This window comes from Streptomyces sp. URMC 124 (assembly GCF_051386455.1).
In the GTDB taxonomy this organism is placed as follows: Bacteria; Actinomycetota; Actinomycetes; order Streptomycetales; family Streptomycetaceae; genus Streptomyces.
Genome location: NZ_JBPQTS010000010.1, coordinates 1 through 16298, shown reverse-complemented (window position 1 = coordinate 16298; position 16298 = coordinate 1). Strand labels below are relative to the sequence as shown.

At 73.5% G+C, this 16298-nt stretch carries 14 protein-coding genes, 2 tRNA genes and 1 pseudogene; 4 read left to right on the top strand and 13 right to left on the bottom strand.

From position 1 onward, the window contains the following. Positions 1-5 precede the first annotated feature (5 nt). The 4 genes from ACSNOG_RS03635 to ACSNOG_RS03620 form a co-directional block, all read right to left on the bottom strand. Positions 6-797: a DsbA family protein gene (locus ACSNOG_RS03635; RefSeq protein WP_436751043.1), complete on the bottom strand. Its 792-nt coding sequence runs from the start codon at positions 795-797 to the stop codon at positions 6-8. A 77-nt stretch (positions 798-874) separates the two neighbouring features. Then, positions 875-1291 (bottom strand): hypothetical protein, encoded by a 417-nt coding sequence (locus tag ACSNOG_RS03630; protein WP_436751042.1) that lies wholly within the window; start codon positions 1289-1291, stop codon positions 875-877. A gap of 125 nt (positions 1292-1416) precedes the next feature. Then, positions 1417-1490 (bottom strand) — tRNA-Lys (locus ACSNOG_RS03625). Between the two features lie 86 nt (positions 1491-1576). Continuing rightward, positions 1577-2335 (bottom strand): IclR family transcriptional regulator, encoded by a 759-nt coding sequence (locus tag ACSNOG_RS03620; RefSeq protein ID WP_436751041.1) that lies wholly within the window; start codon positions 2333-2335, stop codon positions 1577-1579. Between the two features lie 261 nt (positions 2336-2596). Between ACSNOG_RS03620 and ACSNOG_RS03615 the strand changes: the two genes are divergently transcribed. Continuing rightward, a complete protein-coding gene (locus tag ACSNOG_RS03615; RefSeq protein WP_436751040.1) occupies positions 2597-3700 on the top strand; it encodes an LLM class flavin-dependent oxidoreductase in 1104 nt (367 codons plus the stop codon). A 28-nt stretch (positions 3701-3728) separates the two neighbouring features. Here ACSNOG_RS03615 and ACSNOG_RS03610 read toward each other — a convergent pair whose 3' ends face one another. Then, positions 3729-5372, bottom strand: coding sequence for a putative bifunctional diguanylate cyclase/phosphodiesterase (locus tag ACSNOG_RS03610; protein WP_436751039.1), 1644 nt, complete (start codon positions 5370-5372; stop codon positions 3729-3731). Positions 5373-5893: 521 nt separating this feature from the next. Here ACSNOG_RS03610 and ACSNOG_RS03605 point away from each other — a divergent pair. Beyond that, the gene (locus ACSNOG_RS03605; RefSeq protein WP_436751102.1) at positions 5894-7117 is read left to right on the top strand and encodes a M6 family metalloprotease domain-containing protein; all 1224 of its coding nucleotides are present in this window, start codon (positions 5894-5896) and stop codon (positions 7115-7117) included. A gap of 70 nt (positions 7118-7187) precedes the next feature. On the opposite strand, the gene ACSNOG_RS03600 is transcribed toward ACSNOG_RS03605, so the two are convergent. The 8 genes from ACSNOG_RS03600 to ACSNOG_RS03565 form a co-directional block, all read right to left on the bottom strand. Next, positions 7188-7261 (bottom strand) — tRNA-Lys (locus ACSNOG_RS03600). Positions 7262-7364: 103 nt separating this feature from the next. After that, positions 7365-8018 carry a bifunctional DNA primase/polymerase gene (locus ACSNOG_RS03595; protein WP_436751038.1) on the bottom strand — a complete coding sequence of 218 codons (654 nt, stop codon included), beginning with the start codon at positions 8016-8018 and terminating at the stop codon, positions 7365-7367. 154 nt (positions 8019-8172) lie between these two features. Then, on the bottom strand, positions 8173-8541 hold the full coding sequence (locus ACSNOG_RS03590) for a hypothetical protein (protein ID WP_436751037.1): 369 nt from the start codon (positions 8539-8541) through the stop codon (positions 8173-8175). A gap of 94 nt (positions 8542-8635) precedes the next feature. After that, the gene (locus ACSNOG_RS03585; RefSeq protein ID WP_436751036.1) at positions 8636-10024 is read right to left on the bottom strand and encodes a GH1 family beta-glucosidase; all 1389 of its coding nucleotides are present in this window, start codon (positions 10022-10024) and stop codon (positions 8636-8638) included. 45 nt (positions 10025-10069) lie between these two features. Next, positions 10070-10933 carry a carbohydrate ABC transporter permease gene (locus ACSNOG_RS03580; protein WP_436751101.1) on the bottom strand — a complete coding sequence of 288 codons (864 nt, stop codon included), beginning with the start codon at positions 10931-10933 and terminating at the stop codon, positions 10070-10072. A gap of 111 nt (positions 10934-11044) precedes the next feature. Continuing rightward, positions 11045-12037: a carbohydrate ABC transporter permease gene (locus ACSNOG_RS03575; RefSeq protein ID WP_436751035.1), complete on the bottom strand. Its 993-nt coding sequence runs from the start codon at positions 12035-12037 to the stop codon at positions 11045-11047. Continuing rightward, on the bottom strand, positions 12034-13353 hold the full coding sequence (locus ACSNOG_RS03570; protein WP_436751034.1) for an ABC transporter substrate-binding protein: 1320 nt from the start codon (positions 13351-13353) through the stop codon (positions 12034-12036). Before ACSNOG_RS03570 ends, ACSNOG_RS03575 begins: the two co-directional genes overlap by 4 nt. Before the next feature lie 288 nt (positions 13354-13641). Next, positions 13642-14235 carry a histidine phosphatase family protein gene (locus tag ACSNOG_RS03565; protein WP_436751033.1) on the bottom strand — a complete coding sequence of 198 codons (594 nt, stop codon included), beginning with the start codon at positions 14233-14235 and terminating at the stop codon, positions 13642-13644. A 347-nt stretch (positions 14236-14582) separates the two neighbouring features. Between ACSNOG_RS03565 and ACSNOG_RS03560 the strand changes: the two genes are divergently transcribed. Together ACSNOG_RS03560 and ACSNOG_RS03555 are read left to right on the top strand one after the other, a co-directional pair. After that, positions 14583-15572 (top strand): phosphatase PAP2 family protein, encoded by a 990-nt coding sequence (locus ACSNOG_RS03560; RefSeq protein ID WP_436751032.1) that lies wholly within the window; start codon positions 14583-14585, stop codon positions 15570-15572. After that, positions 15493-16298: pseudogene (locus ACSNOG_RS03555) on the top strand (hypothetical protein); the annotation flags it as partial. The gene ACSNOG_RS03560 and the pseudogene ACSNOG_RS03555, both read left to right, overlap by 80 nt.

The window sequence follows — 16298 nt, the reverse complement described above, 5'->3', positions numbered from 1 at the left end:
CCGCCCTACTTCGCGCGGTCGTGCGCGGCCCGCGCCTGGGCGATGGCCTCGTCGAAGGCGGCCATCGGCTGCGCCCCGGCGATGGGGCGGCCGCCGACGAGGAAGGACGGGGTGGAGGTCACGCCGAGGTCGTACCCCTCCTTCTGGTCCTTCTTGACGGCTTCCTCGGAAGCCGACCCGTTCAGATCGGAGCGGAAGCGGTCGATATCGCTCACGCCGGCCTTGCCGGCCAGGTCGACGAGCTTGTCCTCGGCGAGCGCGTCACCCTTGCGGAGCTTGGCGTAGACCTCGTCGTGGAACTGCCAGAACTTCCCCTGCCGACCGGCCGCCCAGGAGGCGCGGGCGGCGCGCTCGGAGTCCTTGCCGAAGATCGGGAAGTTGCGGAACTCGATGCGCAGCACGCCCTCGTCCACGTACTTCTTGATCAGCTCGGGCTGGCTGTCGCGGGTGAACTTGCCGCAGTACGAGCACTGGTAGTCGGCGTACTCCACGAGTACGACCGGCGCGTCCTTGCGGCCGAGCGCGAGGGGGTCGCCGTCCTGGCGGCGGCTGGTGGCCCGCTCGGCCTGGGCGAACACCGGGTCCATCGGGTCGGTGGAGGACGTGCCGGACGCGGAGGGCGTGCGCTTGCCGGAGCCGCCGCTCTTGCCGATCGCCATGCCCACCGCGACCACGGCGACGACGAGGGCGAGGACCGCGCCGAGGGCGGCGAGGCGGCGGGGGAGGGAGACGGCGCGGGCGCCGGTACGGGCCTTGGCCTGGGACGGCTTCGCGGCCTTGGGGGATTTAACAGACATAAAAGAGAAAACTCCCGGGAGGGTGCGGAATCCGGATATGCCGAAGCACGGCCCGGCGAAGGGCCGTGACGGGGGATCTAGATCCGCAGTACCGGGAGCAGCTCGGCGCAGCCGGCGGCGGAGGCGGGCGGTGCGCGCGGGGCGGTCGCCCGGGGCGCGGCGGCCTGGGGGAGCGGGGCGCGGGCGGTGCCCGGCGCGGTGACGGGATCGGCGTGCCCGGAGGCGACGGCGGTCTCGGCGTCCTTCAGCGGCACGTCCCGCTGGCGGCAGCTGGAGCCGCTGTCCGGGGCGTCGGCCCGTACGAGCTGTCCGGCGCGGGCGGGTGCTGCCGGGTCCGCGTGACGCACGGACTCCGCGGCCCGGACGGGCGCGGCGGCCGGGGCGACCGAGGCGGACGGCTGGGCGCCACCCGGAAGCGGCCCGAAGACGACCGCGAGGAGAAGCAGGAGCGCGGCCACGGCCGCCGACCGGTGACTGGTGATCGTGCCGGTCACGGTTCTCCTCTCCTGGCGCACGTCGGGACGGACGGCCCCCATGCTACGGGCCCCGCTCGGACGCCCGGGGTGTGCGGGCATACGCCGAAGGCCCCCACCTGACGGTGGAGGCCTTCGGCTGTCTGTGCGCCGCCAGGGACTCGAACCCCGGACCCGCTGATTAAGAGTCAGCTGCTCTAACCAACTGAGCTAGCGGCGCCTGCTGACAGAGATAAATATACCTGGTCCCGGGGGGTGCTCTCGACCGCGTTTCCCTCCGGCCCCCTTCGCACCGCCCGGCGGCCCTCAGAGGGCCATCGACAGCATCAGGGGCGCGGCCCGCCGGTTCAGCGACTCCGCGGCCTGCCGCAGCCGGTGGGCGTGGGCCAGGGGCAGGGAGAGGGCGAGGCAGCCCACGGCGCTCCCGGCGGTGACCGGGACGGCCGCGCAGACCGTGCCGACGGCGTACTCCTGGAGATCGAGGACGGGGACGGTCGCCGGCTGCCGTTCGAGGGTGGTGAGGAGCACCTTCTCGCTGGTGATCGTCCGGGAGGTGAGCCGGGCGGCCCGGTGGCGCGAGAGGTGGTCGCGGCGGTCGTCGTGGTCGAGCTGGGTGAGCAGGCACTTGCCGACGGCGCTGGCGTGGGCGGCGGAGCGGAAGTCCACCCACTCGTTGACCCGCGGGGTGTGCGGCCCGTCCGCGACCTGCGTGATCCTCACCTCGCCGTCGATGTACCGGCTCAGGTACACCGCGGCGCCGAGCGAATCGCGGAGCTCGCCCAGCGACTGCTGCAGCTTGTGGCGCAGGGCGGCGCTGCGGTCGCCGCCGGAGCCGAGCAGGACGAGGGCGTCGCCCGTGACGTACCCGCCGTCGCCGGTGCGCTGTACGTAGTCCTCGTGGCGGAGCATCGGCAGGAGGTGGGCGAGATGGGCGGCGGGCAGTCCGGTCTCGCGTGCGATCTGGCTCGTGGTCACCCCTCCGGAGTGCCGGGCGACCGCCTCGAGCACCCGCAGGGCGTACTGCACCGAGTGGAACGGTGCGGTCGGGTCGGGCTTGAGCGCCACGGTCTCCCCCTACGGGCTTCCGGCGAGTCTCCCGCCGACCACGATAACGGCGAAACGTGCCGCTAGCAGCGGGTGTTGGCAGCTCGGCATATGCCGCTGCCATGAAATGCGGAACGCGGCCGCGGACGGCGCGGGGGACGGGCGGGGGAATAACCGGAGACGATCTCCGGCTGCCCCTTTCGGCCGGTCGCAGCGGACCGGCTCCCGGCGCGGCACCCCGTGCCGCGCCGCGGACGATCAGGAACAGGAAGGCGGACCACCGTGCCCGACGCCACCGTGCCCGACGCGCAGGACGACTTCATCCGGGGGCGGGCCCGGGGCAGCGCCCCCGTTCCCCTGTCCGTACTGGACCTGGCGACCGTCGGCGCCGGACGGACCGCCCGGCAGGCCCTCGCCACCACCGTCGAGACGGCCCGCCTGGCCGAGCGCCGCGGCTACCACCGCTTCTGGGTCGCCGAGCACCACTCGATGCCCGCCATCGCCAGCTCCTCCCCGGCCGTCGTCCTCGCCCACCTCGCGGCGCACACCGAGCGCATCCGCCTCGGCTCGGGCGGGGTGATGCTGCCCAACCACGCGCCGCTGGTGATAGCCGAGCAGTTCGGCACGCTGGAGGCCCTCGCCCCCGGGCGCGTGGACCTCGGCCTCGGGCGCGCCCCGGGCACGGACGGCGCCACGGCCGCCGCGCTGCGCCGCACCGACCGGCTGAGCGAAGGCGCGGACGAGTTCCCGCAGCAGCTGGCCGAGCTGATCCGCTTCCTCGACGACGACTTCCCCGACGGCCACCGCTACGCCGGGATCCACGCCGTGCCCGGCCCGGTCCAGGGCCGCGTCCCCGGCGGGGTGCAGCGCGCCGACCGCCCCTCGGTCTGGCTGCTCGGCTCCTCCGGCTTCAGCGCGCGGCTCGCCGGCGCGCTGGGCCTGCCCTTCTCCTTCGCGCACCACTTCTCCTCCGGCAACACGGTGGCCGCGCTGGACCTCTACCGCGAGTGCTTCCGCCCCTCCTCGGTCCTGGACCGCCCGTACGCCAAGATCGGCGTGCAGGCGTTCGCGGCGGAGGACACGGCCGAGGCCCGCCGCCAGGTGCTCACCGGTGCGCTGTCGATGCTGCGGGTGCGCACGGGGCGGCCGGGGCTGGTCCCGACGCCGCAGGAGGCGGCGTCGTACGACTTCAGCCCGGCGGAGCGGGAGTTCGTCGACAGCCGGATCGCCAATGTGGTGCACGGCACGCCCGAGGTGGTCAGGGAGGGCCTGAACCACCTGGTGAAGACGACCGGTGTCGACGAACTGATGATCACGACGAACGCGCACGGCGCGGAGGCGCGGCTGCGCAGCTACGAGCTGATCGCGGACGTGTACGGCATGTGAGGCGCGGGTCCGGCCGGCCGCCGGGGCGCTAGGGGCGCACCCCCGTCGTCAGCAGGGAGGAGATCGAGTCCGCCGGTACGGGGCGGGAGTAGAACCACCCCTGCCCCGTGTCGCAGCCGATGCGCCCCAGCCGCTCCGCCTGCTCCGCGCTCTCCACGCACTCGGCCGTCACGGTGATCCCCAGCCGGTGCGCGAGCTGGACCAGGGCCTCGACGATCGTCTCGTCCGCGGGGTTCGGCGGCTCCTCCGCGCGGAAGCCGCGGACGAAGGAGCCGTCGAGCTTGAGCGTGGAGACCGGCAGACGGCTGAGGTAGGCGAGGTTGGAGTAGCCGGTGCCGAAGTCGTCGATGGCGATGGCCACGCCCATGTCGCTGAGCTGGCGCAGCTGCTGCAGCGGCCGGCCCGCCGAGCCCATCACCGCCGACTCGGTGAGCTCCAGCTGCAGCAGCCGGGCCGGCAGGCCGGTCTCGGCGAGGATCGCCGCCACGTCGGAGACCAGATCGGAGTCCCACACCTGCCGCACCGCGACGTTGACGCTGACGACGATCGGTTCCTCGGGGTGGGCGAGCTGCCACTGCCGCGCCTGGCGGCAGGCGGTCGCGAGCACCCAGCGGCCCAGGGGGACGATCGCCCCGGTCTCCTCGGCGAGGCCGATGAACCGATTCGGCGCGAGCATTCCGAACTGCGGGTGACGCCAGCGCACCAGCGCCTCCACCCCGCGCACGACCCCGTCGCCGAGGCCCACCAGCGGCTGGTACTGCAGGACGAACTCGCCGCGCTCGACCGCGAGCCGCAGCGTGCTGGAGAGGGCCTGGCGGGTCATCCGGTGGGCGTTGCGCTCGGGGTCGAAGAGCGTCCAGCGGGCCTTGCCGTCGGCCTTCGCCCAGTACAGCGTGGTGTCGGCGGCCTGCATCAGCTCGGTGGCGTGGGTGCCGGCCGCGGGGCGCTCGACGACGCCGATGCTCGCCGACACCGACAGCTGCTGCCCGGCCACCTCGAACGGCTGCTGGAGCCCGTCCTGGATGCGGGCGGCGAGCCCGACGAGCTGTTCGGTGCCCTCGGACTCCTCCACCAGCAGCGCGAACTCATCGCCCCCCAGCCGGGCGACGAGGTGCCCGCCGGGCGCGGCGCACTCGCTCAGCCGCCGGGCCACCGCGCCCAGCAGCCGGTCCCCGGCCCGGTGGCCGAGGGTGTCGTTGATGGCCTTGAAGCCGTCGAGGTCCAGATAGCAGACGCCGATGCGGCCCTGCCCGCCCCGCGCGGCGGAGGCCGTGGCCAGCGCGGTGGTCAGGCGCTCGAAGAACAGGCTGCGGTTGGGCAGCCGGGTGACGGGGTCGTGCATCCGCAGGTGGCGCAGCCGGGCGCGCAGGTCGCGCCGGTCGCTGATGTCGGCGACGGACAGCAGCGTGTCGCAGCTGTCGGGCAGCGGGGTGACGATCACCTCGGCCCACACGCCCTGGCCGCCGGTGTGCTTCAGCCGCCGGGTGCAGTGCAGGCGCTCGCGGCGGCCGAGGAGCACTTCGCGGTACGCGCTCCAGGTGCGCGAATCCTCGCGCAGGCCGGTGAACTCGGCGGCCGGGGCGTCGGCGAGCCGGGCCGGGTCGGTGCCCAGCAGGGCCCCGAGCGCGTGGTTGGCGGTGCGCACCCGGCCGTCGCGGCCCACCACGGCCATGGCGAGCTGCGCGGCATTGAACGCGGCACGAAAATCACTGGATTCATTACGTTGCGTGACGACTGTAGGCGTTGGGCAGGGCGCGCCGCCCTGGCCATCGAGGGTTCCGCTCACCGCTCGCTCCCGCAAGGCATTCGTTCCGCACTGGTTTCGTATGGGTCTCATGGATCTCGTACGCGTGTCCGAACGAGCGGCGGGAGGCCGTCCGTCCGGCGTATCCGTGCTGGAAATGTGGCGATCATAGAGCTCGCAGGAGGACCGTTCCAGCGGCCCTGCCGCGAGAGGCCGGGCCGCGGCCCCCGGGGTGTCCACTTCTGCACGACCGTGCGCGCTCGTGCCTGAGGCTGTTGTGCCACACCCTCTCGATTGACCATCAGTGACTGAGTGTGATGTACCCAGAAGTCGGGCTAGTCACTCGACCGGAGCAGCGGAATGGGGCATACCACCATAAATCCACCGAGGGTGGATGAGGTGTCCCGAATCCGTCCCGGGAGGTCGACGTGGTGCGTCCGCAGACACCCATGGGAGTGGACCGGCCGCGGCCGCTGCGCCGCGTCGGGGTCGTCCTCACCGTCCTGTGCGCCATCGCGGCGACCACGCTCGTCGCCGTCCCCGCCCAGGCCGTGGGGCCCGGCGGGCCCTGCGCGCTCCCGCGCAGCCAGGCCCACCACTCCGAAGGGCTCGACAGCTGGAACCCGGCCTATCCACGGCCCGTCGGGCGGCTCGACGCCGTCATGATCTTCCTGTCCTTCCCGGACTCCAAACCCGCGGTGTCCCCCGAGAAGCTCGCGGCCGACCACTTCCCCGCCACCAGCCGCTTCTTCGAGCGGGCCTCCTACGGCCGGTTCTCCCTGCGCGCCCACCCGGTGAAGCGGTGGGTGAAGATGCCCCGGTCCGCCACCTCGTACCGCATACAGCGCGACTGGGAGGGCGACCGGCGCTCCGACTACCTGCGCGACGCCGTCGCCGCCGCCGACCCCGGCGTGGACTTCGGCCGCTACGACCTCGTCTACCTCGTCGCCGACCCCGACGCGCCGGGCGTCGACTCCGACGCGACCAAGGTCGTCAACCTCGACCGGCCCCTGCTGGCCGACGGCGCGCAGCTGCGCCGCATCGTCACCGTCTTCGAGCACCACCCGCCCGACCGCAACGTCCTCGCCCACGAGACCGGGCACGTCCTGGACCTGCCCGACCTCTACCACCGGCCCACCGACGGCAAGGGCGACTGGGACACCCACGTCGGCGACTGGGACCTCATGGGCAGCCAGTTCGGGCTCGCCTCCGACCCCTTCGGCTGGCACAAGTGGAAGCTCGGCTGGCTCACACCGGCCCAGGTGGCCTGCACCCGCGGCCCCAGCGGCGCCCTCTACACCCTCCAGCCGCTGGAGACGCCCATGCAGCCGGGCGGCGACGGCCGCACCCGCCTGATCGTGATCCGCACCGGCACCACCACGGCGCTGGCCGTGGAGGCGCGCTCCGCCTCCGGCAACGACAGCGGCGCCTGCACGGAGGGCGTCCTCGTCTACCGGGTGCACAGCGACACCGCCTCGGGCAGCGGCCCGGTGCAGGTCCTCGACGGGCATCCCGGTCACCAGGCCTGCTGGGGCGAGTCCGTCTACCCGCCGCTGGCCGACGCGCCGCTCGGCGTGGGGGAGTCCCTGGCCTCGGAGACCGACGGGGTGCGGGTGACCGTACGGGGGCGGACGGCCGGCGGGTCGTGGACCGTCGGGGTGACCCGGGCGTGAGGCGCGCCCACCGCGCGAGCGCGGACACGACGAAGGCCCTCACCTTGCGGTGAGGGCCTTCGACTGTCTGTGCGCCGCCAGGGACTCGAACCCCGGACCCGCTGATTAAGAGTCAGCTGCTCTAACCAACTGAGCTAGCGGCGCCTGCTGACAGAGAAGACTCTAGCACCCTGATCGGGTGGAACGAAAATCCGGATGTTTCAGCGGGCTGCGAGGGTGCTTGCGCAGGTCAGCGGGGTGCCCCGGGTCACATGGCGGGTTCGGGAGTGACCTCTGGGGAGAGCTCGGCGGTGCGCTGCCGGGGCCGGACGGGGAGCTCGGCGAGCGGAGAACCGGCCGCCGCGCGGGCCACCCGCACGCAGGCCCACAGCAGCGCCTCGGCGTCCGGCAGCCACGGGTGGCGCGCCTCGGGGGCCACCACCCAGCGCGAGACGGGCGGCGCGGGCTCCTCGGGGCCGGAGGGGTAGAGCGGCGGGACGGTCACGGTGTCGCCCGTGCCGTGGCACAGCAGCGGCGGCATCGCGCGGGCCCACTCCTCCCAGCCGAGCAGCGCGGGCAGGCGCTGGGCCGTGCCGGGGGCCGCGAACAGCTGCAGCCGGCCGCGCTGGGCGGCCACCGGCCCGGAGCCCGGCCCCTTCTGCCATAAGCGGTCCAGCACCCGGCGGCCGAACAGGGCCGGGGCGCTGACCACGTCGAAGGCGACTCCGCAGGGCAGCGCGACCGGATTGGCCGGGCAGTCGATCCACAGGGCGTGCACGCTGCGGGGGAAGGGACTGGCCGAGGCGAGCCAGTCCGCCCCGGCGAGGGTGACGTGGGCGGAGCGGGGCTGCCGGGAGGGGCCGCCGGGAGCGCCGGAGCCCGGGGAGAACGGATCGCGCGGGTCGTACTGCCGAGAGGTCATGACGCCCATGCTGGGCGGTGCGGAGACCGGGGCATCCGGTAGTTGCGGAAGTCGGGACAGGCCGGGGTGCGGTGCGCTATTTTTCGCGCCGCATATGCCAACGGCCCATGGTCGGGGCCATGGGCCGGGGTGCGGCGCGCTCACGGAACGCGGGTCACTCGCCGTTGCGGCTGCCGCGCATCAGATCCCGGCCGAACTCGACCATCTTCTTCGCGTAGTCCTCGCTCCACTCCGCGCGCTCGGCGATCACGGCGGTGGACAGCCGGTCGAACCGCCGGGGGTCGGCGAGCTGCGCCGCCGCCACCGCCTGGAACTCGGTCGCCCGGTCGGCCGCGGCGCGGAACGCCAGCGCGAGCTCCGTGGAGCGCGCGAGCAGCTCGCGGGGGTCCTCGATCGACTCCAGGTCGAAGAAGTGCTCGGGGTCGGCGACCGCCTCCGGGGGCTCGAAGAGCAGCTGCGCGGGCTTCAGGCGGCGCGGTCGCTCGGTCGGGCCCGCGTCGGGAGCCGACTGCGGCTCGGACATGTACATACCTCCAGGATCGTCTGCACCGCCATCCATTGTCCTGCGCGACGCAAGGGCGCCCCCCCCGGCGGCTGCGGCCCGATCCCCCTACCGGTCAGTACGGCGGGAGCTGGCCCGTCCGGGCCACCTGGGAGTACCAGCGGGCGCTGGACTTGAGCGTGCGGACCTGGGTGGCGTAGTCGACGTGCACCGCACCGAAGCGCTTGCTGTAGCCGTGGGCCCACTCGAAATTGTCCAGCAGCGACCAGAGGAAGTAGCCGAGCACGTCGGCCCCGTCGGCGATGGCCCGCCGGACGGCGTCGAGGTGGGCGTGCAGGTAGGCGATGCGCTCCGGGTCGTGCACGGCGCCGTCACCGTCGGGCTTGTCGTCGTAGGCCGCGCCGTTCTCGGTGACCACCAGCGGCAGGCCGGGGACCTCCTCGGCGAAGCGGAGCAGCAGGTCGTACAGGCCGGTGGGGTCGACCGACCAGTCCATCGCGGTGCGCTTGCCGGGCGGGCGGTGGAAGGCGACGCCCCCGGCCGCGGGGAACGGCGAGGGTTCGCGGGCCTCGCCGGGCGGGGCGGCGTCGGTGGCGGCCGCCACCACGGTGGGCGTGTAGTAGTTGATGCCCAGCGAGTCGAGCGGGTGTTTGATGACCGCCGGGTCGCCGTCGTGCACGAACGACCAGTCCGTGACGGACGCCGTGTCGGCGAGCAGGTCCTCGGGGTAGGCGCCGTGCAGCATGGGGCCCGTGAAGACGCGCGTGGCGAGGGCGTCGATGCGCCGCTGGGCGTCGACGTCCTGCGGGGCGTCGGTGAAGGCGCGCACGACGCCCGGGTTGAGGGTGACCGACACCTGCCCGTGGGAGGGCAGGGCCGCGCGCAGGGCCTGCGCGCCCAGGCCGTGGGCCAGGTTGAGGTGGTGGGCGGCGCGCAGGGCCGCGAGGTCGTCGGTGCGGCCCGGCGCGTGCACCCCGGAGCCGTAGCCGAGGAAGGCGCTGCACCAGGGCTCGTTGAGGGTGGTCCACATCTCGACGCGGTCGCCGAGGGCCTCGGCGACGAGGTGGGCGTAGTCCGCGAAGCGGTGGGCGGTGCCGCGCTCCGGCCAGCCGCCGGCCGACTCCAGCTCCTGCGGCAGGTCCCAGTGGTAGAGGGTCAGCACGGGGCGGATGCCGTGGTCGAGGAGGTCGTCGACGAGGGCGCGGTAGAAGTCCAGGCCCGGCTGGTTGGCGTGGCCGCGGCCGGTGGGCTGCACGCGCGGCCAGGAGACGGAGAAGCGGTACGCGCCGAGTCCGAGGTCCGCCATCAGCCGGACGTCGTCCGCGCGGCGGTGGTAGTGGTCGGTGGCGGTGTCGCCGGTGTCACCGCCATGGGTCTTGCCGGGGGTGTGGGAGAAGGTGTCCCAGATGGAGGGCGTGCGGCCGTCCTCGTGGGGCGCGCCCTCGACCTGGTACGCCGCGGTCGCGGTGCCCCAGAGGAAGCCGGGCGGGAAGTTCACGGTCATCGGGGTCTCCCGGGAGTGGGGGCGTGGAGGGGGAGCGGCGCGGGGTCAGCCCTTGACGGCGCCCCGCATGATGCCGCCGACGATCTGTTTGCCGAAGAGGGTGAAGGCGAGCAGCAGCGGAAGCGTGCCCAGCAGCGCGCCGGCCATGATCACGGACTGGTCGGGGACGTAGCCGCGGCCGAGCCCGGTGAGGGCCACCTGGACCGTGGGGTTCTCCTGGGTCAGCGCGATGATCGGCCAGAAGAAGTCGTTCCAGGCCTGGACGAAGGAGAGCATGGCCAGCACGGCCATCGCGGGCCGGGCGACGGGGAAGACGACGTGCCAGATGACGCGCAGGCTGCTGGCCCCGTCGACGCGGGCCGCCTCCACCAGCTCGCCGGGGAGCGCCTCCAGCAGGTACTGGCGCATGAAGAAGACCCCGAAGGCGCTGACGAGCGTGGGCAGGACCACCGACTGCAGCTGGTCGGTCCACTTGAGTTCGGCGATGACCATGAACAGGGGGACGACGCTGAGCTGCGGCGGCACCATCATCGTGCCCACCGTCAGGAGCAGCAGCGCCCCGCTGAAGCGGAACTTCAGCTTGGCGAAGGCGAAGCCGGCGACGGTGCAGAAGACCACGGTGCCCAGCGCGACCGTCCCCGCGACGAAGAGGGTGTTGAGCAGGGCCAGGCCCATGTTGGCCTCGCTCCAGGCGATGCCCGCGTTCTCGGCGAGGCGCGTGCCGAACCAGAAGGGCGGCGGGGTCTTGGCCAGCCGGGCGTTGTCCCGGGAGGCGGTGACCGCCGTCCAGACGAGGGGGAAGAGCGAGCCGGCGGTGAAGAGCGAGAGCACCGCGTAGGTGAGGGGGCCGGCGTGCAGCTGCCGGCCCGCACGGGTGCGGGCCGCGCCGGAGGCCCGCCGGTGCGGCAGGCGCGGGAGGCGGGCCCGGTCCCGCAGGGCGGCCCTGCGGGACCGGGCCCGCTGCGGTCCGGGGCCTTCGGGCCTCGGTCGTCCGGTCGTCGTGATCGTCACGGCAGTCCCTCAGTGGCTCTTCCTCAGCCGCCGCGCGAGGAGCATGTTGGCCGCGGCGATCAGCAACAGGATCAGGAACATCGTCCAGGCGACGGCGGAGGCGCGCCCGAGGTGGAAGTTGAACCAGCCCTGTTCGTAGAGGTAGAGGCCGAGGGTCTGGAACTGGTGCGAGGCGCCGCCCTTCTGCCCGCCGGCCCCGCCGAAGAGCAGGGGCTCGCCGAAGAGCTGGGTGGCCCCGATGGTCGAGACGACGACGGTGAACAGGATGGTGGGGCGCAGGGCGGGCACGGTGACGTAGCGGAACTGCTGCCCGCGGGAGGCGCCGTCCAGCGCCGCCGACTCGTACAGCTCGTCGGGGACGGCCTGCATGGCCGCCAGGTAGATCAGGGCGTTGTAGCCCGTCCACCGCCAGATGACGATCGAGGAGACCGCGAACTGGGAGCTCCAGGTGCCGTTCTGCCAGTCGACGGGGCTGATGCCGAGGGACCCCAGGGCCCAGTTGACCATGCCGTAGTCGCGTCCGTAGAGGAGGACGAAGACGAGGGTGGCGGCGGCGACGGAGGTGGCGTACGGGGTGAGGAGGGCGACCCGCCAGAAGGTGGCGGCGCGCAGCCGGTAGTGCAGCAGATGGGCGAGGCCGAGCGCCATCAGCAGCTGCGGGACGGTGGAGATCACGCCGATGGTGAACGTGTTGCGCAGGGCGTTCCAGAAGAAGGCGTCGTCCAGCAGGCGGGTGTAGTTGTGCAGGCCGACCCACTCCATGTGGTCCGGCGAGGCCAGCTCGACCCGGTGCAGCGAGGCCCAGCCGGTGTAGAGGAGCGGGAAGAGGCCGAAGGCGCCGAAGAAGAGGAAGAACGGCGCGATGAAGGCGTAGGGGCTGTAGCGGACGTCCCAGCGGTAGAGGCGGCTGCGCCACGGCCCCGGGCGGGCCCCGCCGTGCGTGCCGGGCGGGCGGGGGAGCGGGGCCCCGGCCTCCTCGACGGTCCCGGCCGTGGCCGTCATGCGTCCATCACGTTCTCGATCTCCTTCTGCGCCGCCTTCCAGCCCGCCTCCGGGGACTTGCCCTGCTGCTCGACCTGGGGGATCCCGATGTCGGTGAAGGCCGTGCCGATCTGCGCCTCCTTCGGGCCGATGACCAGCGTCGGGACGGCACGGGCCGCGTCCGAGAAGATCCGGCCGACGGGGGCGCCGCCGAAGTAGGGGTTGCGGGAGTCCCGCACGAGCGGCATCGCGTAGGAGGCGGGGGTGGAGGGGATGCTGGCCTGCCGGCCGAAGAGCTTGGCCTGCTGCTCGGGGGCGGTGAGCCAGACGGCGAGGGCGGTGGCCGCGGCGCGGTGCCGGGCGGCCTTGGGCACGGCGATGAAGGAGCCGCCCCAGTTGGCGGGGCGGGGAGCGGGGGCCACGTCCCACTTGTTCCTGCCGGCGGCGCCCGCCTTCTCCTTGATGTAGCCGAGCATCCAGGGCGGGCAGGCGACGGAGGCGAAGCGGCCGTTGGCGTAGGCCTGGTCCCAGGGCTTCTCGAACTGCTTGAGCCGGGCGGTCAGCCCACCCCGGGCGGCCTGCATGGCCAGGTCCCAGGACTCCTTGACGGCGGGGCTGTCGCGGTAGAGCGGCCGGCCGTCGCGGGCGTAGTAGCGCTCGGAGTGGGCGTGGACGGAGGCGTTGTAGATGCCGGCGGCCGAGTCGGTGAAGACCGTGCCGGCCGGGGCGTGCGCCTTGTAGCGCTTGCCGGTGTCGATGTACTTCTGCCAGTCGCCCGCCCAGAGCCTGCCGACGCTCTCGCGGTCGGTGGGCAGCCCGGCCTCGGCGAAGAGGTCCTTGCGGTAGCAGACGGCGATGGGGCCGATGTCCGTGCCGAGGCCGATCGTGCGGCCGGTGCGGGTGGTGGCCTGGTCCCACTTCCAGGGCAGCCAGTCGCCCTTGCGGACGCCGGCGGCGCGGGAGAGGTCGACGAAGCGGTCGGCCTGCGTGGTGACGATCTCGTTGATGTTGCCGGTCTCGACGGCCTGGATGTCGGCGAGGCCGCCGCCGGCCGCGAGGTGCGTCAGGAGCTGCGGGTAGTAGGCGTCGTTCCGCTCGATCACGCTCTCTTTGATCGTGACGTCGGGGTGCAGGCGCTCGTACTCGGCGTAGAGGCCGGCCTGCTTGTATCCGAAGACGCCGAAGGTGCCGACGGTCACCGTGGTGCTCCGGCCGCCGGTGCCGCTCCCGCCGTCCTCGCCGGTCCGCACGTCCTCGGCGCAGGCGGCGAAGAGGAGCGCGGCGAGGGTGGCGGCGATGCCGGCGGCCGCCTCGCGGCGGCGCGGGGCCCGCCTCACGGCTGCGGGGAGAGCGCCCGGCGACGGCGTCGGCGGGGCCGGGGCGGCCCGGGGGACGCCCCCGGCGCGGGGTGCCGCCCGGGGCGCCCGCGGGTGCCCGTTTCCGTCACGCTGCCGGGTGCCATCGCTCACGCCCTTCGCTGTCGACGGCGCGGCTCCGTCCGAGGCCCGCCGTGTCCCTTCCGGCATCCGATCATTCCCTCGGATGAGGCGATCGTCGCTCCGGCCGCGCCCTCCTCACCCGTAGGAGGGAGCTCGTGCGGGGGCGCCCGGGTGGGGCGGAGGGCGTCAGGCGAGGTGGCCGGTGTCGTTCCAGCGTTCGAGCGCCGGGGCGCCGTAGGCCCAGCCGAGGATCGACAGCGAGGTGGGGTCGAGGCGGATGCGGGAGCCGAAGAAGATGTCCTCGCCCAGCCAGCGGGCCGCGATGGTGCGCAGGATGTGGCCGTGGGCGAAGACCAGCACGTCGCGGTCGGCGGAGCGGGCCCACGCGACGACCTCGTCGGCGCGGGCGCCGACCTCGGCCCGGCTCTCGCCGCCGGGCACGCCGTCGCGCCAGATCAGCCAGCCGGGGCGCTGTGCCTTGATCTCGGCGGGGGTCATCCCCTCGTAGGCGCCGTAGTCCCACTCCATCAGCGCGTCCCAGGGGGCCGCCCGGTCGCCGAAGCCCGCCAGCTCGCAGGTCTCGTGGGCGCGCAGCAGGGGGCTCGTGCGGACCTCGACGCCCGGCAGGCCGTCCCAGGGGGTGCGGTGCAGCCGCTCGCCCAGCAGCTTGGCGCCGCGCCGGCCCTCGTCGAGGAGCGGGATGTCCGTGCGGCCGGTGTGCTTGCCGGACAGCGACCACTCGGTCTGTCCGTGCCGGGCCAGCAGGATCCGCGGTGCCATGAAGCGCCCCTTCCCAGTCTTCGGTGTCGTCGGTGTTTTCGGTGATTTTTCCAACAGAAGTCATCACAGATCACCGCGCTGTCCCCCCATTTCGAAAGGAGAACAACAGAAACGATCTGCTCGTCGTCCATCATCGCTCACCCGGCCGATGCGTTCCTCACACCGGTGACAGGCAACCCCTGCATCGATAGAGGCGTCTCCTCCCCCGCACACCTGCCGGCACCGCACAAACAGCGGGCGAACCCGGCGTTTCCTTCACCTCACGGGGCGGTGTGCGACCCATGCGACGTACACCGTACGGTTGCATGCGCGCTTGTAAGGCCGTCTGACTAATGGAGAGCGTCCGGATGTACCGCACTGCACCACTACGGAAGCGGCCGCGCTGGTGGACCGAACTGCCGCTGATCGCCGTGGTGTACGCGCTGTACTCCGCCGGCCGGCTGCTGGTCCGCGGCGGCGTGCAGCCCGCCGTCGACCACGGACTGGCGATTCTCGATCTTGAGAAGTCATTCCGAATAAACTTCGAACACCCGCTCAACCGGCTGTTCACCGAGCACGCGGCCATCGGCGTACCCGCCGACTTCGCCTACGCCTCCCTGCACTACCTGCTCACCCCGGCGATCCTGATCTGGCTCTTCAAGCGGCGCCCGGCCGAATACCGCCTCCAGCGCAGCTGGCTGATGATCTCCACCCTCATCGGCCTCGTCGGCTTCACCCTGCTGCCCACCTGCCCGCCCCGGCTGCTCGACACCGGCTACGGCTTCGTCGACACGATGGCCCAGTACGCCTCCTACGGCTGGTGGGGCGGCGAGGCCAGCGCCCCGCGCGGGCTGGGCGGCATGACCAACCAGTACGCCGCGATGCCGAGCCTCCACGTGGGCTGGGCCCTGTGGTGCGGCGTCGTCCTCTGGCGCCAGGGGCGCACCGCCTGGGCGAAGGCCGCGGGCGTCGTCTACCCGCTCGCCATCACCCTCGTCGTGATGGGCACCGCCAACCACTACTTCCTCGACGCCGTCGCGGGCGCCGCCGTCATGGTCGCCGGCCTGCTGCTCGCCAAGCCCGCGCTGCGCCTCGTGGACCGCGTACAGGGCCGCCTGACCGGCGCGGGACGCGGCGAAACCCCCGGGACGCCCGCGAATGTCAGTGGCGGGTGCGAGACTTCGGCGGGTACAGCGCTTCCCCGGGCCGCGGCCTCCGGCACCGCCGCCGGAGACGGCAGCCCGGGAGCGCCGCAGCGACCTCACGAGGCGGACGCCAGTGACAAGATCCCCCGACAGCCGGCCCGCGGGACCGCCGGCGACAGCCGCACCGGCGGCACTGCGGCAGCGGCTCGCTGAGCTGCGCGGGCCCGGGCACCCGCCCCGCCCGCTCGACGCCCGCGCCCTCGCGGCCCTCGCGGCCAACCCCGGCTGCCGCCGCCGCGTCCTGCTCGACGGCGCCGGCGTCGACAAGGGCGCCCTCGCCGCGGCCCTCGGCTCGCCGGCCGCCTTCGGGCAGTCGCAGTTCGCGATCGTGCGCGGCCACTCCTTCGAGGCCCGCGCCAAGGCCGACGGCGGCGCGGAGCTCGTCCGCCTGCTCCACGAGCGCCTGCGCGACGGCACCCCCGCCCCGGCCCCCGGCTCGGTGGACGTGCCCGACCTCACCGCCGGCGGCCCCGAAGGCCGCACCGCCCGTACGGCGCTCGCCCTGCGCGAGGCCACGGCCGCCGGCCGCTGGGCGCTCCTCGACCACCCCCTGCTCGCCCTCCCGGTCTCCGGCACCCCCGCCTTCCTGGAGCCCGACGCCGTGGTCGTCCACCCGGACGGGTCGTGGACGGTCGTGGAGATCAAGTCCTTCCCGGTGATCGACGGCGCGGCCGACCCCGGCAAGGTCGGCGCCGCCGCCCGCCAGGCCGCCGTCTACGTCCTGGCCCTGGAAGAGCTCGCGGCCCGCACCGCCGGCGGCGACACCGCGCGCGTGCGCCACGAGATCCTCCTCGTCTGCCCGAAGGACTTCGCCAACGTCCCCGTCGCCGAGCTCGTCGACGTCCGCAAGCCGCGCGCCACCACCCGCCGCCAGCTCGC